This window comes from Rhodococcus sp. ACPA4 (assembly GCF_002300185.1).
GTDB lineage: Bacteria > Actinomycetota > Actinomycetes > Mycobacteriales > Mycobacteriaceae > Rhodococcus_F > Rhodococcus_F globerula.
The window spans coordinates 1,114,041-1,138,794 of sequence record NZ_NSDY01000001.1; the positions used below are offsets into that span (position 1 = coordinate 1,114,041).

Annotated in this window: 22 protein-coding genes; 15 read left to right on the plus strand and 7 right to left on the minus strand. The window is 62.1% G+C overall.

Annotated elements, in window-relative coordinates; translation table 11 throughout:
* From ku to CJ178_RS05200, 3 genes are all read right to left on the minus strand, one after another.
* Entirely contained in the window at nt 1-819 is an 819-nt protein-coding gene (gene ku, locus CJ178_RS05190; RefSeq protein WP_172935502.1) for a non-homologous end joining protein Ku, read from the minus strand.
* Between the two features lie 91 nt (nt 820-910).
* Nucleotides 911-1,258 carry a DoxX family protein gene (locus CJ178_RS05195; protein WP_033232093.1) on the minus strand — a complete coding sequence of 116 codons (348 nt, stop codon included), beginning with the start codon at nt 1,256-1,258 and terminating at the stop codon, nt 911-913.
* Nucleotides 1,259-1,324: 66 nt separating this feature from the next.
* On the minus strand, nt 1,325-2,464 hold the full coding sequence (locus CJ178_RS05200; RefSeq protein ID WP_095886281.1) for a lycopene cyclase family protein: 1,140 nt from the start codon (nt 2,462-2,464) through the stop codon (nt 1,325-1,327).
* 158 nt (nt 2,465-2,622) lie between these two features.
* Here CJ178_RS05200 and CJ178_RS05205 point away from each other — a divergent pair, with 158 nt between their 5' ends.
* The gene (locus CJ178_RS05205; protein WP_033232091.1) at nt 2,623-4,254 is read left to right on the plus strand and encodes an ABC-F family ATP-binding cassette domain-containing protein; all 1,632 of its coding nucleotides are present in this window, start codon (nt 2,623-2,625) and stop codon (nt 4,252-4,254) included.
* A 60-nt stretch (nt 4,255-4,314) separates the two neighbouring features.
* Here the strand turns inward: CJ178_RS05205 and CJ178_RS05210 are convergent, their stop codons facing one another.
* Both CJ178_RS05210 and acnA read right to left on the minus strand, forming a co-directional pair.
* Nucleotides 4,315-4,881, minus strand: a complete 567-nt coding sequence (locus CJ178_RS05210) for a TetR/AcrR family transcriptional regulator (protein ID WP_033232090.1) — start codon at nt 4,879-4,881, stop codon at nt 4,315-4,317.
* Between the two features lie 140 nt (nt 4,882-5,021).
* The gene (acnA, locus tag CJ178_RS05215; protein WP_033232089.1) at nt 5,022-7,823 is read right to left on the minus strand and encodes an aconitate hydratase AcnA; all 2,802 of its coding nucleotides are present in this window, start codon (nt 7,821-7,823) and stop codon (nt 5,022-5,024) included.
* A 444-nt stretch (nt 7,824-8,267) separates the two neighbouring features.
* Between acnA and CJ178_RS05220 the strand changes: the two genes are divergently transcribed.
* From CJ178_RS05220 to CJ178_RS05280, 13 genes are all read left to right on the plus strand, one after another.
* Complete coding sequence (locus CJ178_RS05220) at nt 8,268-8,867, plus strand: Rv1476 family membrane protein (RefSeq protein WP_095886282.1); 600 nt, start codon at nt 8,268-8,270, stop codon at nt 8,865-8,867.
* 406 nt (nt 8,868-9,273) lie between these two features.
* A complete protein-coding gene (locus CJ178_RS05225; protein ID WP_033232088.1) occupies nt 9,274-10,839 on the plus strand; it encodes an NlpC/P60 family protein in 1,566 nt (521 codons plus the stop codon).
* Between the two features lie 173 nt (nt 10,840-11,012).
* Entirely contained in the window at nt 11,013-12,185 is a 1,173-nt protein-coding gene (locus CJ178_RS05230; protein WP_257013347.1) for an AAA family ATPase, read from the plus strand.
* The gene (locus tag CJ178_RS05235; protein ID WP_092808006.1) at nt 12,182-13,156 is read left to right on the plus strand and encodes a DUF58 domain-containing protein; all 975 of its coding nucleotides are present in this window, start codon (nt 12,182-12,184) and stop codon (nt 13,154-13,156) included. Before CJ178_RS05230 ends, CJ178_RS05235 begins: the two co-directional genes overlap by 4 nt.
* Entirely contained in the window at nt 13,153-14,133 is a 981-nt protein-coding gene (locus CJ178_RS05240) for a VWA domain-containing protein (RefSeq protein WP_033232085.1), read from the plus strand. The genes CJ178_RS05235 and CJ178_RS05240 overlap by 4 nt, the downstream gene beginning before the upstream one ends.
* A 67-nt stretch (nt 14,134-14,200) precedes the next feature.
* Nucleotides 14,201-14,950 carry a 3-oxoacyl-ACP reductase FabG1 gene (fabG1, locus tag CJ178_RS05245; protein WP_045067715.1) on the plus strand — a complete coding sequence of 250 codons (750 nt, stop codon included), beginning with the start codon at nt 14,201-14,203 and terminating at the stop codon, nt 14,948-14,950.
* Nucleotides 14,951-15,006: 56 nt separating this feature from the next.
* A complete protein-coding gene (inhA, locus tag CJ178_RS05250) occupies nt 15,007-15,804 on the plus strand; it encodes an NADH-dependent enoyl-ACP reductase InhA (RefSeq protein WP_095886283.1) in 798 nt (265 codons plus the stop codon).
* An 89-nt stretch (nt 15,805-15,893) separates the two neighbouring features.
* Complete coding sequence (locus tag CJ178_RS05255) at nt 15,894-16,649, plus strand: hypothetical protein (protein WP_095886284.1); 756 nt, start codon at nt 15,894-15,896, stop codon at nt 16,647-16,649.
* A gap of 160 nt (nt 16,650-16,809) precedes the next feature.
* The gene (locus CJ178_RS05260) at nt 16,810-18,378 is read left to right on the plus strand and encodes an LVIVD repeat-containing protein (protein WP_095886285.1); all 1,569 of its coding nucleotides are present in this window, start codon (nt 16,810-16,812) and stop codon (nt 18,376-18,378) included.
* Nucleotides 18,375-19,040 (plus strand): DUF305 domain-containing protein, encoded by a 666-nt coding sequence (locus tag CJ178_RS05265; RefSeq protein ID WP_095886286.1) that lies wholly within the window; start codon nt 18,375-18,377, stop codon nt 19,038-19,040. The genes CJ178_RS05260 and CJ178_RS05265 overlap by 4 nt, the downstream gene beginning before the upstream one ends.
* A gap of 107 nt (nt 19,041-19,147) precedes the next feature.
* Entirely contained in the window at nt 19,148-20,023 is an 876-nt protein-coding gene (locus CJ178_RS05270) for an LLM class F420-dependent oxidoreductase (RefSeq protein WP_095886287.1), read from the plus strand.
* Nucleotides 20,024-20,162: 139 nt separating this feature from the next.
* Nucleotides 20,163-21,860, plus strand: a complete 1,698-nt coding sequence (locus CJ178_RS05275) for a SulP family inorganic anion transporter (RefSeq protein WP_095886288.1) — start codon at nt 20,163-20,165, stop codon at nt 21,858-21,860.
* Nucleotides 21,861-21,938: 78 nt separating this feature from the next.
* Entirely contained in the window at nt 21,939-23,006 is a 1,068-nt protein-coding gene (locus tag CJ178_RS05280) for a ferrochelatase (protein ID WP_095886289.1), read from the plus strand.
* A gap of 10 nt (nt 23,007-23,016) precedes the next feature.
* Here CJ178_RS05280 and CJ178_RS05285 read toward each other — a convergent pair whose 3' ends face one another.
* Together CJ178_RS05285 and CJ178_RS05290 are read right to left on the minus strand one after the other, a co-directional pair.
* Nucleotides 23,017-23,625, minus strand: coding sequence for a hypothetical protein (locus CJ178_RS05285; RefSeq protein WP_033232077.1), 609 nt, complete (start codon nt 23,623-23,625; stop codon nt 23,017-23,019).
* Nucleotides 23,626-23,733: 108 nt separating this feature from the next.
* On the minus strand, nt 23,734-24,075 hold the full coding sequence (locus tag CJ178_RS05290; RefSeq protein WP_033232076.1) for a metallopeptidase family protein: 342 nt from the start codon (nt 24,073-24,075) through the stop codon (nt 23,734-23,736).
* A 77-nt stretch (nt 24,076-24,152) separates the two neighbouring features.
* On the opposite strand from CJ178_RS05290, the gene CJ178_RS05295 reads away from it, so the two are divergent.
* Nucleotides 24,153-24,641: a transcriptional regulator gene (locus CJ178_RS05295; RefSeq protein ID WP_033232075.1), complete on the plus strand. Its 489-nt coding sequence runs from the start codon at nt 24,153-24,155 to the stop codon at nt 24,639-24,641.
* The last annotated feature ends 113 nt before the right edge of the window (nt 24,642-24,754 follow it).

Here is a 24,754-nt window from a genome sequence, read left to right on the forward strand (position 1 = left end):
TCAGGCGCGCTTGCGGGTCTTGGTCTTCGACGCGTTGGATTTTGCCTCGTCGACGCTTCGTTGCAGTGCTGCCACCAGATCGACGACGTCGGCGTCCTCGCCGCCTTGTTCGACCTCGGCTGCGGGGATGACCTTCTTGCCGCCGCTCTCGATCATGTTCTCGAGCAGTTCGCGAAGCTGAAGCTGATAGTCGTCGGTGAATTCGGTCGGGTCGAAATCGCCCGCCATGCTGTCTACCAGTGTCTGCGCCATCTTGAGTTCCTTCGGCTTCGGCTTCTCCGCGCCGTCGAGCGAGGGGAACTCGGCAGCGCGAACCTCGTCCGGCCACAGCAGGGTCTGAATTACCAGGACGCCGTCCCTGGCGCGCAACGCCGCCAGACGCGTTTTCTGCCGGAGTGTGAAGTGGACAAGCGCAGTGCGATCGCTCTCCGTGAGCACCGTCGAGAGAAGGACGTATGCCTTCGGTGACGCGGAGTCCGGTTCGAGGAAGTAACTCTTCTCGAAAAGGATGGGGTCGATCTGCTCGTTCGCGACAAACTCGAGCACCGGAATTTCATGCTTTTCCGCAGCCGGCAGCTTCGTGAAATCCTCGTCGGTCAGGACAACGCGCGTCCCGTCTTCGGCGTCGTATGCCTTGTCGATATCGGCAAATTGCACAGTGTTTCCGCACTCCGAGCACACGCGGTTGTATTTGATCCGGCCGCCGTCCTTGGCGTGGACCTGGTGGAACTTGATGTCGTGATCTTCTGTTGCGGAGTACACCTTGACCGGAACATTGACCAGACCGAACGCTATCGAGCCTTTCCAAATCGATCGCATGGTTCCCATGATGGTCGCTGCAACGCAATTGCGCGAGAGAAAACAATGGGTGCGATGTCGAATTGTTGTTCGCGATCACCGCGTCGGCGGGTCAGGACGACGCGATACGCAGCACCAAGGCGGCAACGGCGAGGAGCCCGAGCATCGCCGGAGGCACGATGTTCTGGTCGCCCGATCGCAGGTGAGCGGCGACGGCGCCGATGAAATACAGGATCAGTCCGATGGCGGCGGCAATGCCGATCACGGGGACAACAAGCCCGACCAATAGGCCGACGATGCCGACGAGCTTGATGACGCCGAGTCCGGGAATCCATTCTTCGGGAACGCCCAATCCGGTCAGGGTGTCGACCAGTTTTTCTTCGCGCGTGATGTCGAGATAGGCAGATCCGGCGAGAGTGGCAGTCAGAATCACAGCAACAACGGCATAAAGAATGAACAAGGAAACTCCAGTGATCGGTGAGGCGATATGTAGTGACGCTATCAACGACCGTTACTTGGACCGCCGTTATTTCGACCTCAACGCTGAAAGCGGCGCGCCCATCAATGTTCGCCTCACCCGCCACGGTGAGGCGGCGAATAGTGACGTCATGACCTTCGCCGTAGCGACCGTATCGCGGCGATCCGACAGATAGGCCCGTTGCTGTTCGACGGGCAGCGCAAAAAACGTCGCAAAGAACGTTTCGACGTCAGCGGCTTCGAGCGTGAGAAGTGCGCTCAGGCCTACTCGCCGCAGTGCTGCGACAGCTCGAGCCGCTCGCGGCCACAGTGCGTTCTGAGGGTCGTCGCCGCGGGCAATCGCGGATGCAACAGCGTCTGCTTCGTTCAGAGCCGTGGCGACGCTGTACCCGGTGCCGGGATGCATCAGTCCGCCGCGTGCGCCGAATCGGAAGGGATCACCGCGCCGACGCGGTGGCGATTCCACAGCGAACCGGACACGTTCGACGGGGGCGTCTTCCGCAACGGTGACGCCGCGATTGCCGAGCCGAATGTGCAGTCGCCGTTTCAGCTCGCCGAGCGGTAGGGGCGGTCGACCTACAAGACACGTCTCCTCGAGGAGCGTCCGGTTGGCGTCGAGGGGGACGGCGTAGAGGAACGACGGCTCTGCGGTTTCCGCGGTGCCGTTGTCTCGTCGCCAGTCCATGAACCAGGCTGCGTTGCCGTCGAGTGCCGGCTCCGCGGCGGCGCGATCGACCACGATTCCGAAGGCGGTTTGCTGTGCCGTTCTGGGAGTTGGTGGTGTTCCACGGGCATCGACCACGACCTGTGCGCCGATACGGGTCCCGTCAGCGCAGGTGAGGGAGTGGGTAGTCACATTAGTGGCTCTCCCGGCTATGACCTGCGCAGATCCGGTCGACAGTATTGATTGCAGTATCGATGTATTCAATACGCAGTAAGTGCGATCGAGCGTTGTGGGTCGCTGCGCCCACGCTGACGGGCGACCGATACGACTCGAAATGGCCGCGTCCGGCAACCACGCCGGAAGCTCGTCGAGCCAGGCCGCATACGTTGCCGTCCACGCTCGCGTGGGGTGCGGATCGATCAAAATGACCGACAGATTGTGGGCGACGCATCTCGTCGCCAGCGCCCGCCCGGCCGGCCCGCCGCCCACGATGACGACGTCTGCGGCGGTTGTTCGGGTTGTCATCCCCCGAGGATTCCATCTACATCGCAGATCTCCCACTGTTAGCGGATTCACATGCCGCTGGTCGGAGATGGCCCCAGCTCACGGTAAAATTGGAAGTTCTTGTGTCTGCCGTCAGGACACGTTTGCCCGTAGTTGTCTTTAGTTCTGAGGAGTTCTGCTTGATTACCGCCACTGACCTCGAAGTTCGTGCCGGTGTCCGCACCCTTCTCACGGCGCCCGGTCCGTCCTTGCGAATTCAGCCCGGTGATCGCATCGGATTGGTCGGTCGTAACGGTGCAGGCAAGACCACCACACTGCGTCTCCTCGCCGGTGAGGGCGAGCCGTACGCGGGCAAGGTCGTCCGGACCGGCGACCTCGGCTACCTGCCGCAGGACCCCAAAGAGGGCGACCTGAGCGTGCTCGCCAAGGATCGTGTCCTCTCGGCCCGTGGCCTCGACACGATGCTCCGTGACATGGAGAAGCAGCAGATTCTCATGGGCGAGGTTCTCGACCAGGAATCACAGGACAAGGCAGTCAAGAAGTACGGTCAGCTCGAAGACCGCTTTTCCTCCCTGGGCGGCTACGAAGCCGAGAGTGAAGCTGCTCGCATCACCAGCAGCCTCGGCCTCGAAGATCGCATCCTCGGCCAGCCACTGAGCACGCTGTCCGGTGGTCAGCGTCGACGCGTCGAGTTGGCTCGAATTCTCTTTGCCGCGTCCGATGGCAGCGGCGCGCGCTCGGACACGACTCTGCTCCTCGACGAGCCCACCAACCACCTCGACGCGGACTCCATCACGTGGCTGCGCGGATTCCTCCAGAATCACGAGGGTGGCCTTGTGGTCATCAGTCACGATGTTGATCTGCTCAACGACGTCGTCAACCGTGTCTGGTTCCTCGACGCCGTGCGCAGTGAAGCCGACATCTACAACATGAACTGGAAGAAGTACCTCGACGCCCGTGCAACCGACGAGCAGCGTCGACGCCGCGAGCGCGCCAACGCCGAGAAGAAGGCCGGCGCTCTGCGCATCCAGGCAGCCAAGATGGGTGCCAAGGCAACCAAGGCTGTTGCCGCTCAGAACATGGCAAAGCGCGCAGACAAGTTGATGGCCAACCTCGATGCCGAGCGCGTGTCCGACAAGGTCGCGAAGATCCGTTTCCCCGAGCCCGCAGCATGCGGCAAGACTCCGCTCATGGGCAAGAACCTCACCAAGGTGTACGGCTCACTCGAAATCTTCACCGGCGTCGACCTGGCGATCGACCGCGGATCCCGCGTTGTCATCCTCGGACTCAACGGTGCAGGCAAGACGACACTGCTGCGCATCCTCGCGAACGCCGAGAAAGCCGATGCAGGTGAGCTGATCGCGGGTCACGGACTCAAGATCGGTTACTTCGCGCAGGAGCACGACACCCTCGACGACAACGATTCGGTGTGGGAGAACATCCGTCACGCCGCTCCGGACACGGGGGAGCAGGAACTGCGTTCGCTCCTGGGTGCATTCATGTTCACGGGCCCGCAGCTCGAACAGCCGGCAGGCACACTCTCCGGTGGTGAGAAGACCCGTCTGGCACTGGCCGGCCTCGTGTCGTCCGCTGCAAACGTCCTGCTGCTCGACGAGCCCACCAACAACCTCGACCCGATCTCCCGTGAGCAGGTCCTGGACGCGCTTCGCAGCTACACCGGCGCCGTTGTCCTGGTGACTCACGATCCGGGTGCGGCTGAGGCTCTCAACCCCGAGCGCGTCATCCTTCTGCCCGACGGCAACGAGGATCACTGGTCGCAGGAATACCTCGAGCTGATTCAGCTGGCGTAACCGCCTGTGCGCCTTTCTGGTAGCTCCCACTACCGAAAAGGCGCACAGGGGCGCAGTCCCTCAGTCCTGTCGACGCACCGATTCCTCGACCAGATCGAGGACCGCCGACAGATTGTTGCCGGCGTGGCCCGACGCGATTCGGGCCACCAGACCGTCCATCACCAGATCGAGATAGCCGATCAGTACGTCGGTGGGTACGTCGTCACGCAATCGCCCGGCAGATTTCTGGAAGGCCAGACGAGCGCTGGTCGCCTCGGTGAGTTCCGCCGACCGCTGTGACCATTTGGCACGGAAATCCGCATCGGTCCGCAGTCGCCGGGCAATTTCCAAGCGTGTGCCAAGCCAATCGAATTGGTCGGGCTGAGCGAGCATGTCGCGCATCACCTGCACAAGGCCCTCTTCGGCGACGACGTCGGCCATGCGGCTCGCGTCCTCGCTCGCCAACGCGAGGAAAAGTCCGTCCTTGTCCTTGAAGTGATGAAAGATCGCGCCTCGGGACAACCCGGTGACATCTTCCAGTCTTCTGACTGTGGCGCCGTCGTAGCCGTATTCCGCAAAGCAGCGGCGGGCACCGTCAAGGATCTGACTGCGCCGTGCCGCGAGATGGTCTTCACTGACCTTGGGCACGTTCTTGTCCTCGTCTCGCGCATCTCCACGATGCCGACTCTTTGTTCGGAGTTGGCACCACCCGTGAACCGATACCAAACGCACACGGCGGACTCAGCAAGGTCGCTGAGTCCGCCGTGCGGAAAAGGCAGGCTGGCGAACTAGCCTCGGATCATGTTGCGGAGCACGTACTGCAAGATGCCACCGTTGCGGTAGTAATCCGCTTCACCGGGGGTATCGATGCGTACGACTGCGTCGAACACGACCTTCTCGCCGTTCTCGCGCGTTGCCGTGACCTTCATGGTCTTCGGGGTGACGCCCTCGTTGAGCTTCTCGACGCCTTCGATGTCGAAGGTCTCGGTGCCGTCGAGCTTGAGCGACCCTGCGGACTCGCCGACCGGGAACTGCAGCGGGACAACGCCCATGCCGATGAGGTTGGAGCGGTGGATGCGCTCGAACGACTCGGTGATGACGGCCTTGACGCCGAGCAGGCTCGTGCCCTTGGCAGCCCAGTCACGCGAGGATCCGGAGCCGTACTCCTTGCCGCCCAGGACGACCAGCGGGATGCCGGCTGCCTGGTAGTTCTGCGACGCGTCGTAGATGAATGCCTGCGGTGCGCCTTCCTGCGTGAAGTCGCGCGTGTATCCACCCGAGACGTCATCAAGAAGCTGGTTACGCAGACGGATGTTCGCGAACGTTCCGCGAATCATGACCTCGTGGTTACCGCGACGCGATCCGAGCGAGTTGTAATCCGCACGCTCGACGCCATGGGAGTCGAGGTACTGCGCCGCGGGGGTGCCGACCTTGATCGGACCTGCCGGGCTGATGTGGTCGGTGGTGACCGAGTCGCCGAGCAGTGCGAGGACGCGAGCGCCCTTGATGTCCTTGACCGGAGCCGGATCCATCGTCATGCCGTCGAAGTAGGGTGGCTTCCGCACGTAGGTGGAGTTCGCGTCCCACTCGAAGGTGTCGCCCTTCGGTGTTTCGAGGTTCTGCCAGCGGCTGTCGCCCGCAAAGATGGTTGCGTACGACTTGCGGAACATGTCCTGGTCGATCGAGGACTTGATCGTCTCTTCGATTTCCTGCGTGGACGGCCAGATGTCCTTGAGGTAGACGGGGTTTCCGTCGGTGTCGTTACCGAGCGAATCGGTCTCGAAGTCGAAGTCCATGGTTCCGGCGAGGCCGTAGGCAATCACGAGCGGCGGGGAAGCCAAGTAGTTCATCTTGACGTCGGGGGAGATGCGACCCTCGAAGTTACGGTTACCCGAGAGCACCGCGGTGACCGAGAGATCGTTGTCGTTGATGGCCTTCGAGACTGCCTCGGGCAGCGGGCCGGTGTTACCGATGCACGTGGTGCAGCCGTAACCGCCGAGGTAGTAGCCGAGCTTCTCGAGGTACGGCCACAGGCCGGCCTTCTCGTAGTAGTCGGTGACGACCTGCGAACCGGGAGCCATGTTGGTCTTGACCCACGGCTTGGTGGCAAGGCCCTTTTCGACGGCGTTGCGTGCGAGCAGTGCAGCGCCGAGCATGACCGACGGGTTGGACGTGTTGGTGCAGGACGTGATGCCGGCAACAACCACGGCGCCGTGGTCCAGAACGAATTCACCGGCGTCGGACTTGACGACTACCGGCTTGCTCGGACGGCCATGCGCACCGTTCGCAGCCGAGAGAACGTCGACCGCTCCGTCGTCAGCGAAGGAGAGCACTGCGGGGTCGGAAGCGGGGAAGGACTCTTCGACGGCCTCGTCGAGCTGCGTGTGCTCGGTCGGCTGGTTGTCTTCCACGTAGTTGTGGATGTCCTTGCGGAACGCAGGCTTGGAGTCCGACAACAGAATTCGGTCCTGCGGGCGCTTCGGGCCGGCGATCGAGGGAACAACGGTTCCCAGATCGAGCTCGATGTACTCGGAGAAGACGGGCTCCTGGTCCGGGTTGTGCCACAGGCCCTGTTCCTTGGCGTACGACTCGACGAGAGCGAGCTGCTCGTCGCTGCGGCCGGTGAGGCGCAGGTAGTCGATCGTTTCGCTGTCGATCGGGAAGATCGCTGCGGTGGAACCGAATTCGGGGCTCATGTTGCCAAGGGTTGCGCGGTTCGCGAGCGGAACCTCGGCGACACCCTTGCCGTAGAACTCGACGAACTTGCCGACGACGCCGTGCTTACGGAGCATCTCGGTGGCGGTGAGCACGACGTCGGTTGCGGTGACGCCTGGCTTGATCTCACCGGAGAGCTTGAAGCCGACAACGCGGGGGATGAGCATGGAGACGGGCTGACCGAGCATTGCTGCCTCGGCCTCGATGCCGCCGACGCCCCAGCCGAGCACGCCGAGGCCGTTGACCATCGTGGTGTGCGAGTCGGTGCCGACACAGGTGTCGGGGTATGCCTGTCCGTTACGGGACATGACGGTGGGTGCCAGGTACTCGATGTTGACCTGGTGAACGATTCCCATTCCCGGGGGGACGACCTTGAAGTCGTCGAATGCTCCCTGGCCCCAACGGAGGAACTGGTAACGCTCGCCGTTGCGCTCGTATTCGAGGTCGACGTTGCGCTCGAGAGCGTCGGCCTGGCCGAAGACGTCGAGGATGACCGAGTGGTCGATGACCATGTCGGCGGGGGAGAGCGGGTTGACCTTGTTCGGGTCGCCACCGAGGGTGGTGACGGCCTCACGCATGGTGGCGAGGTCGACGATGCAAGGAACGCCGGTGAAGTCCTGCATGATCACGCGGGCAGGCGTGAACTGGATTTCGATGCTCGGCTCAGCTGAGGGATCCCAGCTTGCGATGGCGCGGATGTGATCCGCGGTGATGTTGGCACCGTCTTCGGTGCGGAGAAGGTTCTCGGCGAGAACCTTCAAGGAATAAGGCAATTTCTCGGTGCCGGGGACGGCCGAGAGGCGGAAGATCTCGTAAGAGTTCTCACCGACCTCGAGGGTTCCCTTTGCTCCGAACGAATCAATACTGGTGCTCACGTCTGCTCCACTCGTCTATGAGGGTCGCCACCGACGGGGCTGTGTCGGCAGCTGAAGCGAGGTACTTACAACTCGGCGTATCCGGTGACAGCTCACGCCAATCGCACAGTTCACGTGAGAACTGTCCGAACATCGGAGCTGAAGTGGACTCGGTCGAGGCGAGGTACCTCTCGGTCTGAAGTCTAACAGTACGCTTGTCCTGTGAGACTTCGGGGCAACTTGACCGAAACAATCTTCACGCAGTCTCAGGACCTGCGCAACGCAGGGTGGACTGGGTGAGCTGACCCACAACGGATTGCGCGGAGTGTCGAAGACTCGCGGGCTTCGCACTCAACCTCAAGTAGGGTGCATTCAGGCCCGTCGCGGTCAGACCGCCCGATAACGACCTCGGATTCATTCGCACACTCGCGTGTGAACGAGCACCGAACTGCACCCGGATGAGAGATGTCTGCTCCTACACATTTGGTCTTCACGCCCTTGCATGCGAGCGGTCCGCTGCACGCCGCACTACCTCTGCATGCCGCAGTCCCATCGGACGTCGATGTCGACGACGTGGTTGCCGACGTTGCGCAGAATGGGGTTTCCGCACCGGCTGCCGATGTCCCTGCACTGGTGAATGTCGTCGCCGACGCACGTGAGCGCGGGATCGATTTGAGCGTGATCGTCCTCGACGCCAATCCTTCCCGCGACACCGACCTCCGGGATCTGGCGACGACGGTCGGCGAATCCGAGGGCGGCACGGTCTTGGTGATGAGTCCGGACTGGATGGGCAGTTCCAGCGATTCGATCAGTCGAGTACAGCTCGAGACCGCGCAGGATCGCTCGTTCGGGGACAGTTCTGCTGCGATCGCCGATCGCTTTTCCCATGAGATTGTCCAACCGGGTCCGGCGTGGGCCTTGTACACGGTCCTTTTGGTGGCGATTGTGGCGATCGCGGCGGCAATTACTTTTGCCGTCAAATGGCGTCGGAGCCCCGAACCCGCGGTCACCGAGCAGGTGAGCGAACCTTCGGAACTGGCCGTCGGACACGCCGGATCTGCTTAGTCCAGCGCGCACGTTCCTGAATATCGACTAGCAGGTATTCACCAGCATTTGTGGTGAGTACCTGCTTTTTCGTCTGGATACAGCAATCCACCTGGTGAAATACCCGATGTGTTATTTGGGGCTAAAGTTTCCAAAGTTCTCTCAAGTGTCGTACGGTACAACTGGCACTTTTTGGGGAAGAAGTGTCGCAGAAAGATGGCTGTTGTTCGACGGACTACGCGCGACGCCACCCGAAACCGGGCGGCGCCGAGCGTTGCCCCCGAACGGCGGGTTAGCGACAAGCGGTAGCTACTTCGCTGCATCTTGTTGGTGGCGCCACGTGGCGTCATAGCTTCCTGCGCATTCCCTCCCCGCACGGATCGGCGACCCAGCGGGCCCGTGGCGTACACGCGAGGGAGAGTTATTTGTGAGCCAAGTAACACGAGGCGGATTCGGCCGTCGTAAACCTTCCCGAGCGTCGTCCCGCCTGGCACAGCTGGTAATCGGTGCGGGCATCGTCACTGCCCTGGTTGTCGGAAACCCGGGTGTCGGAGCGTCGGTCCCGCCCCCTCCGCCCAATCCCAGTGACTCCGAAATCGCGTCCGCAGATTCGCAGGTTTCATCGAGCGTCAGCACGGTCAGCGCTCTCATCAACCAGGTTGCCGCGGCAAATGAGCAGTTGTCCGCACTCGACAACGAAGTTGCCGTCAAACGCGAAGACGTCAACAAGACACTCGTCGACCTGCAGAACGCTCGAGGCGCCGCCGATGCCGCAGCCCAAGCCGTCGGCATCACCAAACAAGCACTTCGGGACGCCGGCGCACAGATCGACGTAGCGCAGAGCGATTTCGACAAGTACGCCCGATCGAGTTACGTCCAAGGCACCAATACCGCGTCCATCTCGTCGTTCCTCGACGCCAAGGGCCCGGGCGACGTCCTCGATCGAGCGCAGGTCCTCAAACTTCTCTCGAACACCCAACGCGCCGTGCTCGACGGTTTGCAGCGCGCCCGGACCGAACAGGCGAACAAGGACTCGGCGACCAGGCAAGCCAAGCTCGACGCCGACGCGGCCGCCGAAATTGCCGCCAATCTTCAGGCACTTGCCGAGCAGGCAATCGCGATCGCCCGCAATGCACTCGACCAGCAGGTAGCCAAGAAGGCGTCCATCGAAGCGGAGCGCAATTCCGCGCAAGCTCAACTCGATGCGGCGCGCAACGCTGTTGCCGGTTTGCAGGGGCAGCGCCAGGCATACGCGACGTGGGACGAACAGCGAAAAGCCGAAGAAGCTCATCAGGCCGCACTCGAAGCGGCCGCCAAGCAAGCGGCTGAGGAAGCCGCCGCCAGGGCTGCCGCCGATCAGGCCGCCAAGGACCGTGCCGCTGCGTTGGCTGCTGCTCAGCGCCCTCACACTGCCGTCGAAGATCCGACGCCGACAGTCATCCCCGATGACGACGACGAGACGTCGACGGACACGAGCACCGATTCGGATTCGGACACTCCGGTGGTAACACCGAAGCCCACAACTCCGAAACCGGCAACTCCCAAGCCGACAGTGCCTTCGGTGTCCGGAAGCGCCGCAATCGAATCCGTCATCGACCGCGGTATGTCGCAGATCGGCATCCAGTACGCCTGGGGCGGCGGCGACGAGAACGGGCCGACCCGCGGTATTCGCGACGGCGGAGTCGCGGACAGCTACGGCGACTTCAACAAGATCGGGTTCGACTGCTCAGGTCTGATGATCTACGCGTTTGCCGGAATCGGTATCTCGTTGCCGCATTACACCGGCTACCAGTACACCGCGGGCAAGCAGGTTCCGTCGTCCGAGATGAAACGCGGCGACATGATCTTCTACGGTCCGAACGCGAGTCAGCATGTGGCGCTGTACCTCGGTGACGGGCAGATGCTCGAAGCACCGCAGTCCGGATCCAGTGTGAAAGTTTCCCCCGTTCGCTGGGGTGGAATGACACCGTACGCCGTGCGGCTGGTGTCCTGAACTCGCGAGAAGGCTGAACCCGTTCATGCTTCGATGCCCGGTTCGTTGCATGTGTTGACGTGGTGTTGCGGCATCACGAGCAACTACCTGGAATAGTTGGCGGGGAACACGTTACTGTCGGAACTTTTCTAGGTGAAAGCGATGGATTCTTGGTGACCTCACGTGAAGATTCGATCGGATCGGTCGACGTAGACAAGGCGAGTGGAAATTCCGACGGGGCAGCTCCGTCGCTCGCCACCGACGTCCAGACACTGGAACGAGCGATCTACGAGGTCAAACGGGTCATCGTCGGCCAGGATCGACTGGTCGAGCGGATACTCGTCGGGCTACTGGCCAAGGGACACGTCCTGCTCGAGGGTGTTCCCGGTGTCGCGAAGACGCTGGCCGTCGAAACCTTTGCGAAGGTGGTCGGCGGATCGTTCTCCCGTGTGCAGTTCACCCCCGACCTCGTACCCACCGACTTGATCGGTACGCGTATCTACCGACAGGGACGCGAAGAGTTCGACACCGAACTGGGACCAGTGGTCGCAAACTTCGTTCTGGCCGACGAGATCAACCGTGCACCGGCAAAGGTGCAGTCTGCGTTGCTCGAAGTCATGGCCGAGCGTCACGTCTCCATCGGTGGCAAGCGTTACCACATGCCGGACCCGTTCCTGGTCATGGCGACGCAGAACCCGATCGAGAACGAGGGCGTGTATCCCCTCCCGGAAGCGCAGCGTGACCGCTTCCTGTTCAAGATCCTGGTCGATTACCCGACCGTCGAAGAAGAACGCGAAATCGTGTACCGGATGGGCGTCGCCGCGCCGGAACCCCACCAGATTCTCGGTCCCGAAGAGTTGGTTCGACTCCAGCGCGTCGCGAGCACCGTCTTTGTCCACCATGCGCTGGTCGATTACGTGGTTCGGGTCATCGCGGCCACCCGTACGCCGAGGGAATTCGGCCTCGACGACGTTGCCGGCTGGATCGCCTACGGTGCGTCGCCGCGTGCAACACTCGGCATCATTGCAGCCTCCCGAGCGCTCGCCCTCGTGCGTGGCCGCGATTACGTTGTCCCGCAGGACGTCGTCGAGGTCATCCCGGACGTGTTGCGCCACCGGCTCGTGTTGTCGTACGACGCACTCGCCGACGAGGTCACTCCGGACGCCGTCATCACGCGGGTCCTGCAGACGGTCGGTCTGCCTCAGATCGCCGCGCGCCCGGTGCCCACTGTCGCGGGACCACAACCGGTACCGGGACAGCCGGTAGGCCAGCCGATGCAGCAACCTCAGCAGGGCGCACCGCAGTTCAATCCCGCGGGAAACGGCGCGCAGTTCATGAGCCCTGATCCGATGAGTCGCCCGCAGTGACGGAAAGTCACCTTCCCGGTCATGCCGGTGCACCGCCGTCGTTCGAGTCCGGTGAACTTCGTGACCCACGACTGACCGCTGCGTTGCGAACACTGGAGTTGACGGTCCGCCGCCGGCTCGACGGGGTGTTGCACGGTGATCATCTCGGGCTCATCCCCGGTCCCGGTTCCGAACCCGGCGAGGCTCGCGAGTATCAGCCCGGTGACGATGTGCGACAGATGGATTGGTCTGTCACCGCTCGTACGACGCACCCACATGTGCGGCAGTCGGTAGCCGATCGCGAACTCGAGACGTGGTTGGTGATCGACCTGTCCGCGAGCCTCGATTTCGGTACCGCAGGTTGTGAGAAGCGCGATTTGGTTGTGGCAGCCGCTGCTGCGGTGACGCACCTGACAAGTTCGGGCGGCAATCGCGTCGGCGCAATCATTTCCACCGGGGCGCAGATGACACGGATTCCGGCCAGGGGAGGCCGCGTCCACGCTCAGGCGATGCTTCGTAAGATCGCGACCACCCCCCATGCGCCGGACGGTGTGCGCGGAGATCTGGTGGGCGCAATCGAGGCGCTACGACGCCCACAGCGTCGGCGCGGCTTGGCCGTCGTGATCAGTGACTTCCTGGGCCCGACGGATTGGGAACGTCCGTTGCGTGCCATTGCCGGTCGTCATGACGTGCTCGGGATCGAAGTGGTGGATCCGCGCGACCTCGAACTGCCCGATGTCGGTGACGTCGTGTTGCATGACCCGGAATCCGGTCGCACACGCGAGTTCTCGACCACTCCGCAGTTGCGCGCGGATTTTGCGCGCGCGGCCGCTGAGCATCGCATCGAGGTTCAGCAGGCACTGCGCCGGTGCGGGGCACCGCTCATGTCACTGCACACCGATCGTGACTGGATCGCCGACGTGGTTCGATTCATCTCGGCACGCCGACACAGCTTCGGTGTCGGCGCCGGAACTGGGGGCGTTCGTTCGTGAGTCTTTCTCAATTCACTGCGCCGTGGTGGCTGCTGTTCCTGGTCGTCATCGCCGCATTGGTAGCCGGTTACGTCTATGTGCAGAAGCAGCGTCAGAGACATACGTTGCGGTTCACCAACTTCGATCTCCTCGAGAAGGTGGCGCCGTCACGACCGGGCCGGTGGCGCCACGTTTCCGCCATCTTGATGGTGATCTCGTTGGTGTTCTTCACGGTAGCGTTGGCCGGCCCCACAGCGGACAAGAAGGTTCCGCGGAACCGGGCAACCGTCATCCTGGTGATCGACGTGTCGCTGTCGATGCAGGCCACCGATGTGGAACCGACACGTCTCGCGGCCGCTCAGGAGGCGGCCAAGTCGTTTGCCGACGGTTTGACGCCTGGCATCAACTTGGGGCTGGTCGCGTTTGCCGGAACTGCTTCGGTGTTGGTGTCTCCCACGACAAATCGCGACGCGACCAAAGTTGCCATCGACAATCTCAAGCTCAGCGAGCGGACCGCGACCGGCGAAGCGATCTTCACGTCACTGCAGTCGATCGACACGTTGTCCGCCGTTCTCGGCGGGAGTGATCAGGCTCCGCCCGCACGGATCGTCTTGCTCTCCGACGGTAAGCAGACGGTCCCCGACAATTCGGATGACCCGCGCGGCGGATTCACCGCAGCACGTCAGGCCAAAGACAAAGGTGTTCCGATCTCGACGATTTCGTTCGGCACGACATACGGTCGGGTCGAAATCGAGGGTGATCGCATTCCGGTTCCTGTTGACGACGCGTCGCTGAAGGAAATCGCGAATCTGTCCGGGGGAAGTTTTTTCACCGCATCCAGCCTCGAAGAGTTGCGGGCGGTGTACGACACGCTGGAAGAGCAGATCGGATTCGAGACCACCCGTGGCGATGCAAGCAAGCCGTGGCTGATTCTCGGAGTTCTGTTTGCCACCGCAGGTTTGACCGTTGCCTTGGTCACTCGCCAACGGCTGCCATGACCCTGCACCATTTTCGTTTGTCCGACTACTGCCGGAACTCGGCCCTGGAATTGATAGGTTGATCGCCATGTCTACCCCTTCCACCCCAGTGGTGTCAGAACGGACCGTCACCACTCCACGCTCGGTTCTGGTTACCGGCGGTAACCGCGGTATCGGCCTGGCTGTCGCGCAGCGTTTGGCCGCAGACGGACACAAGGTCGCCGTCACACACCGCGGCAGCGGTGCACCCGAAGGCCTTTTCGGTGTTGTCTGCGACGTCACCGACTCCGAGTCGATCGACCGCGCGTTCAAAGAGGTCGAGGCACATCAGGGCCCCGTCGAGGTCATCGTCGCCAACGCCGGTGTCACCGACGACACCCTGATCATGCGCATGTCGGAAGATCAGTTCACCAGTGTTATCGACGCAAACCTGACGGGTACGTTCCGGGTTGCGAAGCGGGCGACACGATCGATGCTGCGAGCGCGTTTCGGACGCTTCATCTTCCTCGGATCGGTTGTGGGGCTTGCCGGTGGCCCCGGGCAGGTCAACTACGCGGCCTCCAAGGCGGGCATCGTCGGTATCGCCCGGTCCTTGACCCGTGAACTTGGCTCCCGCTCGATCACGGCCAACGTGGTTGCCCCCGGCTTCATCGAGACCGACATGACCGCAGCACTGGGCGACGACGTGAAAGACAAGGCCACCGAACACATTCCGCTTCAGCGCACCGGCAAGCCGGAAGATGTTGCGGCAGTGGTGAGTTTCCTGGCCTCCGACGATTCGGCGTACGTGTCCGGCGCCGTCATTCCGGTTGACGGTGGACTGGGTATGGGGCACTAGTCCCCGCTTCCACACTTTCCTTTCACTTCGTACGTCTCACTTCAGGAGGACAACTCATGGGCGGCTTGCTCGAGGGTAAGACCATTCTCGTTACCGGCATCATCACCGATTCGTCCATCGCATTCCATGTGGCGAAGGTTGCGCAGGAGCAGGGCGCCAAGGTGCTGATCACGGGTTTTGATCGTCTGCGTCTGATCGACCGCATTGCTCAGCGCCTACCGCAGTCGGTGCCGCCGGCCATCTCCCTCGACGTCCAGAACCCGGAAGATCTGGCCACTTTGGCCGATCGTGTCCGTGAGTTGGCTCCGGAGGGCATCGACGGCGTTGTCCACTCCATCGGCTTTGCCCCGCGCTCGTGCCTGGGCAGCCCGTTCATGGACGCGCCGTGGAGTGACGTTGCCGTTGCTCTCGAGGTGTCCGCCTACTCGTACAGTGCCCTCGCAAAGGCGCTGCTGCCGGTTCTGAACGACAAGGGTTCCATCGTCGGTATGGACTTCGATCCGTCGCGTGCGATGCCGTTCTACAACTGGATGGGTGTTTCCAAGGCAACCCTCGAGGCCGTGAACCGGTACGTCGCCAAAGAGGTCGGCGTTCGTGGCATCCGCTCCAATCTTGTTGCGTCCGGCCCGATCAAGACGCTCGCAGCCAAGGCAATTGCCGGCGACAGCACCGGCCCGGGTGCCGAGTTGGACAAGCTCAACACCGGCTGGGACAGTGCGGCGCCCATCGGCTGGGACGTCGAAGATCGTGAAACCGTTGCGAAGACGGTCTGCACCGTTCTCTCGGATTGGCTGCCGGGCACAACCGCGTCGATCATTTACGTCGACGGCGGTTTCCACGCAATGGTGGGTTAGTAGTTTGAATCCGGTTCGCCTTTGCCTGCTCGACGAGCTACGTCCAGGTGAAGGCGAACACGGGAACATCAACACGGGGGACATCGATGATGGAACCAGTCGACGACGTGGCGGTCGGTGACTGGATCAAACCACGGTTGTCGGGTGCGCTGACAGCAGTTGTACCTTCGGGTTTCGACGCGTACGTTCGAGTCCTCCATCCCGTCGACGTCGACGGCACTCACGTGGTCCGCTGGCGTGATGTTGCCGCCGTAACCGGTCGGCGGGTTCATCCGCTTGTGCAATGGTGGCGTTTGATCGACGCCCCTGATTCCGTGAATCCGCGCAGCGAGCTCTGGGACGGCGGTGAGCCGGATATCGGTTCACTCGATCCGCCCGACAATCAGCATCTTGTCGATCTTCTTGCGGGCCATACGAATTCACCGGACGATGCGTACTTCGCGGTGTGGGAGGGCAATGGCTTCTTTCATGCCGGAGCTACGGCGATCTACAGTGCCGGAAAGAAACAATCTCGCCCCGCACCCGTTGTTTCGCTCGCCCGGGAACTGATCTCCGGACCGCGGCTGCGGCACCCTGGACGGGACTATGTTGTGCTGTCAGGATCCCTTCGTGAAGCGTCGACTATCCCCGACCTGATCGGTGCAAAGCCCTGGACGCCGTCAGCAAATCTCGTGTGGCCGCAGGACCATTCGTGGTGCATTGCCACAGAGGTCGATTTTGATTCGACTCTCGTGGGGTGCAGTCGGGCCGCCGCGAAAGAGATCCTGGCATGCCCTGACCTCGAATCGTTCCCGATCAACCCGAACGATTCGTTGAAGTTCGACGCTGACTTGGTAAATACCTGAGACCTCCGGTATCTGATGGAGAGTCGCGTTCACTCTTGACGAGAGTGGCGTGCATCACGCACACTTCCCCAGGGAACCGGACATTCGGTCAGGACGTCGGTAGGTGGGATGGATACGGTCGTGTATCGCCGACGCCCGATACACAGGGGGTTGGGCAAAGATGAAACCGTTGAGCGGTCGTCGAACGGTGAGGTCCGCGATTGTTGCCGCGGCGGCCGTACTGCTACTTCCAGTGGTCGGCGCCGCAGCGGCGCCGGAATCCAGTCCAGGTACGGTGTACGAATCCCATACCGTCGGCAGCGATGCGGTCGAGCGCGCGAGTTGTAACGAGGATTCTCAGCCGGAAACCGGATTGCAGGGCGATGTACCAGCTGAAGACCGTAACAGCGGACGCAGTCGAACGGGATACAGCTGCAATATCTCTCGGTTGGGCGGGTACGAAGGCCGCGGCGGCGGAATCACCTCAACCAGTTTCGAGAACTGCGCGTATGTCGGCAGCTTCTTCCCCGGAAATCTCCTCGGACCCGCACAAGGCGTGCAGGTTATCGATGCCTCCGACCCGGCAAACCCGAAACTCACTGCAACGCTGACCGAACCTGCCATGCTCGCGGGAACGTGGGAGAGCCTCAAGGTCAACACGCAGCGAAAACTCTTGGTGGGAACGGGAGTTCCCCTGTTGACCGGCGTTGGCATGATGTCGGTATACGACATCTCCGATTGCGCTCATCCGAAACTGCTCAATCCGGGACCGGGAACGAATCTGGGGATGCTCCTTCCCATTACATCGCATGAGGGCGGGTTCTCCCCGGACGGCAACACCTACTGGTCTTCCGGTACCGCTCCCGGCATTGTGAGCGCTGTCGACCTCACCGACCCCTCCACCCCGAAGGTGGTGTGGCAGGACCTGATCGGTCTCTCGACCCACGGAATCGGCGTCAGTGACGACGGGAATCAGCTGTACCTGTCGAACAATATGGGCGGCATCCACGTACTCGACGTCAGTGCGGTGCAGCGACGCGATCCCAATCCTCAGGTTCGCCAGCTCTCTCAGCTTTCGTGGACCGACGGATGGGCGACGCAGCACAGTATTCCGGTGAACTACGACGGCGCACCGTATCTGTTCACCGTCGACGAGGGCGGTTCGGGCGGCGTCAAACTCATCGATGTCTCCGACGCAGCCCGACCGGAGATCGCCGCGTCGATCAAGCTCGAAATCAACCTTCCCGAGAATCAGGACTCCTCGCTCGCGTCAGCGTCCGGCGGTTCGGCCTTTGCTTACGAATCGCACTACTGCGCAGCGGACCGCCCGGACAATCCCACGGCTCTCGCGTGTGGGTGGATATCGTCCGGGATCAGGGTTTTTGATGTCCGCGACCCGTTCGACGTCCGGGAAATCGCCTACTACAACCCGCCGGCGAAGACGGGGGGCAATCTTGCGCTGACAAACTCACCGCATGCATTGGCGTCGATCTTGGGCGTTCCGATATTGAGCGCGCCCGCGATCGGCCAGTCGATTCTCAGTGGTCAATTCGACCCGAACCAAGCACTCAGCGCGCGAAGCGGGATGCTCACTCAAGGCGACATCTCCACGGACTGGTGCTTCTCGGCGCCGGAGTGGCGCGGCAGCAAGCTGTGGGTGACGTGCGCGGACAACGGGTTCATGGCGTTGCAACTGGATCCCGACGTCTACTCGCCACCGGCTGATCAGCACTCGACCGTCGGTTCATGACGACGACGCGGGTAGTGCGCGTCGCAGCGTTCGGTTGCCTTGCGGTGATGCTGGTTGTGCTCGGTGCGGCGCTGCGGCCGCTGATGTTCACGGAGCAGGCTGCGCCTGCAGAGATATTGAGCGACAACGAAATCGGGTTTGTTCACGATATGGTCGCGCACCACCAGCAGGCCCTGTTCATCGCCCAGCGACTGAACACGAATGTCGATCCAGCGGTGAGTAGGCTCGCGCAACAGATCGACGATTCGCAGCGGACCGAGATCGGGATGATGCTCGGTTGGCTGCGACTCGTGAACGTGACCCCGGGTAGTCGCACTCCGATGGAATGGATGCACACCGCGTCGAATTCGACGGACCTTGCTGCGCACCATGGCGTTGTGACATCAGAGGCAACTCGCGGTCAGGCGTCGATGCCGGGGATGGCAACCATGGCCGAACTCGACTCTCTCACCTCAGCTACGGGGGTTGATGCGGAAGTGTTGTTCCTGCAGTTGATGGAGCGTCATCACCGTGGCGGGATCGTCATGGCCCAGGCGGCCGACGAACTTCTAGCCGACGGTCCGGTCAAACAATCCGCCCGCGACATGATCACCACCCAGAGTCAGGAATCCGGACTGATGGCCCTCATGCTCGCACAACGAGGTGCCCAACCGCTCGGGTAGACGAGCCCTGGATACCACAATGAACAGCGTTCATTCTTCTGGTACGTTCAGCTCCGAGAGCGGCCGTTACCCTTACGTGCCGGTGCACAGTCGAAGGAGTTGCATCGATGCGAATCGGCATCAGTACACCGGTCGTGAGCGTCATCCCAAGCCGGACGGCGGATTGGGAACTGGACGCGGGGATCGAGGAAATCGCAGAGATTGCGCAGCATGCCGATCGGTGCGGCTTCCATTTCGTCACCTGTAGCGAACACATCGGTATGCCCTCCGACGTATGGTCGCCTCAGCTGCCCAATGGGCGCGGAACGCGCTATTGGGATCCTCTGGCAACCTTGTCGTATCTGGCGGGAAAGACCGAGCGCCTACGCCTTGTGACGAACATCCTTGTCCTCGGCTATCACCATCCCCTCGAGATCGCCAAGCGATACGGGACTCTGGACCGGATGAGCGGCGGGCGCGTGGTTCTGGGCTTGGGCGTAGGGACCGTCGAGGCGGAGTTCAAGGCACTGGGTGTGCCGTTCGAAGGACGAGGCCCGCGCGCAGATGACGCGATGCGCGCGCTACGTGCATCGCTGTCACAGCTCGAACCGGAGTATCACGGCGAGTTCTACGATTTCGACGGATTGATCATCGATCCCCACGCGATTCAACCGCGCGTGCCGCTCTGGGTCGGTGGGCACAGCAAGCGCGCGTTGCGGCGGGCTGTGACGCTCGGCGACGGGTGGATGCCCGGCGCACCGGACATGGAGACCCTCCGAACAATGTTGGCAGGATTTCCGGAGCGTCCCGCGGGCTTCGAGGTTATCTGCGGTGCGGACTCTCTGGACCCAGCGGCGCACCCTGATCAGGTAGAAGAGACGCTTGCCGAGATGGACGAAGCAGGCGTCACAATGGTCCCGTTCCGCCCAGTTCATCGATCACTGGCGCACTATCTCGAACAACTCGATGCGATGGCTGCATTGGAGAACTTCACGCCGCTGTGATCCTGCGGGAGTTCTCGAAGAGAAAGCCCGCGGCGCTTCACCCGGTCGGGATGAGGCGGGAGAGTGCACCCGTGGTCAACGATGGGATCACGAATCACCTCCCGGACGAAGGGCGCCATATGTCGTATCGCGGGGCTACATGAGCGCAGTTCTGGGTCGCATACGTGCTCTGCTGCCGCGCGAGCGAATGACCCGAGCCGATGTGATCGCGGGTCTTCCCGGTGCGATCGGTAGCGTGCCTGACGGTATGGCCTCGGGTGTGCTCGCCGGAGTGAGTCCGCTGCACGGTCTTTATGCGAGCATGGCCGGCCGGGTATTCGGAGGATTGTCCACCAGTACCCGTCTGATGGTGGTCACCACCACGAGTGCCTCAGCACTGGCGGCGGGGTCGGCTCTGACGGATATCCCTGATGAGGACCGATCTGCGGCTCTGGTGATGCTTACCCTCGTCGCCGGTGGCGTGATGATCGTGGCCGCCGTCTTGCGGCTGGGGAGATACACGCGCTTCGTCTCACATTCCGTGATGACCGCATTTCTGCTCGGGGTTGCGGCCAACATCGCGTTCGGTCAGATCCCGGCGCTGTTGGGGGTAGACGCGGAAGGCGGGTTTGCGCTCGCGAAGGCAGTGAATGTGTTGACGCACCCGGGGGAGATCGACTGGCGGTCCGCGGTGGTGGGCGTCAGTGCCCTGATACTCATGTGGGCATTGGGACAGACCCGGTTGCGGTTGTACGCATCGTTAGTTGCGCTGCTCGTGCCGACCGTTCTTGTGGTGGCGTTGGGTTGGGATTCGGTGAGCCGCGTTTCCGACATCGCGACTATCCCCACTGGATTCCCGATCCCGGGTCTTCCCGATCTGACCGTGCTGAGCCCCGCCCTGCTCAGTGGCGCGCTGACGGTGGCGGTCATTGTGCTGGTCCAAGGCGCCGGAGTGGCCGAATCCGCCCCAAATCCGGACGGCTCACGCTCGTCCGCCAATCGAGACTTCACCGCGCAAGGTGTCGGCAACGTCGCTGCATCCTTGCTCCGCGGGATGCCAGTCGGAGGATCGGTGGGGCAGACTGCGCTCAATCGCACAGCGGGTGCCCGTACCCGTTGGGCAGCGATCTGGTCGGGCTTGTGGCTGGTTGTCCTGCTCGCAGCCTTCGCGGGACTGGTCGGGCAAGTGCCCATGCCAACCCTCGCAGCTGTCCTGATTGTGGCAGCTGCCGGGTCCCTGGATCCGGCCAAGCTGTCGGCCATCTGGAGCAGCGGATATACCTCCCGGGTCGTGTTCGGTACAACGCTGATGGCGACGCTGTTGCTGCCGGTCACAGCCGCGGTGGGAATCGGGGTCGCGCTCTCACTGATCCTGCAGCTGAACCAGGAAGCCATCGACCTCAAGGTGGTCCGCCTGCGGGTGGACGGCAACCAACTGGTCGAGGCGAGCGCACCGAAACAACTCTCCGACAACGAGATCGTGATACTCGACGTGTACGGCAGCCTGTTCTACGCGGGAGCGCGCACGCTTGCGGCGCATCTGCCGGATCCCGCCGGTGCGAGGTCGCCGGTGGTGATCCTGCGGCTGAGGGGGCGCACGACGGTGAGCGCAACGTTCTTCACCATCGTCGCGGATTATGCTCGTCGACTCGACGCGGTTGGCGGTCAGCTGCACCTCAGTGGGATCGACCCGCGCATTCGCGACTACTGGACCGACGAACTCCTCGCCGCGCATGGGGTGAGCATCGAGTTCCACCCTGCCACCGCAACTATCGGCGAATCGACCCTCGCCGCGTATGCCGAGGCGAGAGTTCGGACGCACGACGGCGACAATCCGCCACGCGAAACGCCTTGTTAGTTCTACTGCAGTTAGTTCGACTACAACAGTGCGTACCCGGGTTTTGTCTGCAGAACGGCATCGCGCAAGATTGAAGGCATGACTGCTGGTGTGAACGACAAGTTCGATGCTCTTCTCGTGTTGTCGTTCGGCGGTCCCGAAAAACCCGAGGACGTTCGACCCTTTCTCGAAAACGTCACGCGGGGAAGGGGAGTCCCACCTGAGCGTCTTGATGCGGTCGTGGAGCACTACATGCACTTCGGTGGTGTCTCGCCGATCAATGCACTCAATCGAGATTTGATCGAGCGAGTCCGGGGTGAACTGGCAACGGCGGGGCTGGATCTTCCGATCTACTTCGGAAACCGCAACTGGCACCCCATGGTCGAGGACACTGTGGCACAGATGCGCGACGACGGTATCCGTAACGCGGCCGTCTTTGCCACGTCGGCGTGGGGCGGGTACTCGGGGTGCCGTCAATACCACGAGGACATCGTCCGTGCTCGTGAAGCGGTCGGTGACGGCGCACCGACATTGACCAAACTTCGTCAGTATTACGACCATCCCCTGGTCATCGGCGCGTTTGCCGACGGAATCCGGGCGGCGCGCGCGGCTCTGCCCGAGGCGACTCGCGACGACGCTCGGCTGGTGTTCACGGCGCATTCGGTACCGATCGCCGCCGACAGAAATGCCGGACCGCCCGAGTTGGGCGGCAACCTGTACAGCCGTCAGGTCGCTGAAGCCTCGCGCCTGGTTGCCGGCGCTGTGGGCGTCGATGATTTTGATCTTGTGTGGCAGTCACGATCCGGCCCGCCACAGGTGCCGTGGCTCGACCCTGACATCTGCGATCATCTGGATATGTTGTCCACCAAGGATGTTCGCGCGGTGATCGTATGTCCTGTCGGGTTTGTCTCCGACCACCTCGAAGTGGTGTGGGATCTCGACACCGAGGCCAGGGACAAAGCCGCAGAACTCGGAATGGATTTTGTGCGGGCGGCGACGCCGGGCCAGGACCCACGTTTTGCTCAATTGGTACCGACGCTCATTTCCGAACGTCTGGCCGGTGAGCCGCCGCTCCGCCTCGGGGTCGAGCCGTTGCTCGGCTCGACCACCAACGGCGTTTCCTGCGCGGTCAACTGTTGTGCCGCAGTGCAGCGGCCTAAGCGCTGAGCGCTTCGAGCTATGCGTTGGGCTGCTTCAGCTTTCCGCACGGGCCTGGCACCGTCGACGTGCTTCGTGAGGTCAGCAGGGCGGCGACGATCGCCTGGTCTTCGGCACTCAGCGACGGATCGATGTAGTTGAGCGACGGCGCACCTAGTTCACGGACGCGTCCGGCAAGCGTTGCGACAAACGACACCTTCTCTTCGTCGCCCCGGTTTGCTTCGTGGATCTGGAGGACGGATACCGGAAACTTGCGCAGTGTGACCGGCAGGAAACGAGCGGCCAGAACATGGTCGACGTTGAATCCGGCCCACACTCCCTGGTTTGCTTCCACGCACTCGGCGTCGGAGTGCGCTGCACTCTCGCCGATGTACTTGCGCGGCGGGACCAACTTCTTGGGGGCAAGCTCGGACGCGCCCTGCTGCAGGACCGGATAGTCGCCGTCTGTGTACATCCACGGCTGGTTTGCCATCGTGATGAGTCGGCCGGCATCCAAATCGGGTAGGTACCGGGACTTGAGGAGGAAGGCCACGCTGTCGACCGAGATGCCCAACAGTTCGGCGGCCTTCTGACGACTCATGGCGAAGGTCGGCGTGTTCTTCGGGGCGATCTGGATCAGGTTGACCATGTGAACTCCTGTAGATGTTCAGTTGTTGCGGCGTGTCGGTACAGCTGACATGACTATTCGGCGATTATCAACCTCTAGCTCATTTTCGTGGCCTATGTGAGTGTGATGTCACCAACCGAGCTCTCGTAAACGGGGATCTCCGATGCCGAAGTGATGACCGATCTCGTGGATCACTGTGCGTCGTACCTGCTCGACAACCTCGTCTTCGGTGGAGCAGATCGAGCAGATCGACCGACGGTAGATGGTGATGCGGTCGGGAAGTACACCGGCGTAGGTGGTTGTTCGCTTCGTGAGCGGAATTCCCTGGTACAAACCGAGCAGTCCGGGTGGGCCACCTTCGAGTTGAACGGTCACCGCAACATTGGCCATTTCGCGACCGAGTTTGGGCGGCAAGGTGTCCAAGGCGCGTTTGACCATGTCCTCGAACTGGGCGTCGTCGACGTCGATCATCTGACTATTGTGCGGGACTCGCGCACCTGGGGGTGTGTCCATCTGGAAACAGTGCAGCGTGCGGCTATGTTGGTGGAGTGGCCGATGATCTGTACCAGCGTTACGAATTCACGTTTATCGTTCCCTTGCTGACACTCTCGCAGGAACAGATGCTCGCCAAGTCCCTGGGTGGACGGGTGGAGGAGCGAAAAGGTCTGCAGTTGTTGACTCTTACCGCGGAAGGCATGCGGGCGGCGACGACCGCGATCACTCTTGTCGACCAACTTGCCGGCTCCGGTGTGCGACCCGAGCGGACTCATCCGGATCTGGTGTCCCGGCAGGACATCGCAGATCGTGCGGGTGTCACGCGGCAAGCCGTCGGGCAGTGGGTGCGCGGAGTTCGGCAAGCGTCGACGCCCTTCCCGGTTCCCTACAACTCGGTGGCGGGTGGCATCTGGTTCTGGGGAGATGTTCTGGCGTGGTTGCGTCGTCAGGGATACGGGCAGGACACAGGCTTGCGGTACCCGACGCTTGATGAGCACATTCGAATCGACCGGCATATTGCGATCAACCACAAAACTCCCTGACGTCAGTTCCGGCAAACTGTTTGCTTGATAGTAGCTGTTGAAACAAACCGACTGTAGGTATATGGTCCCCAAGTACCTAATTCAACCTATCGGTGCGTTGGTCGTGCTTGGGG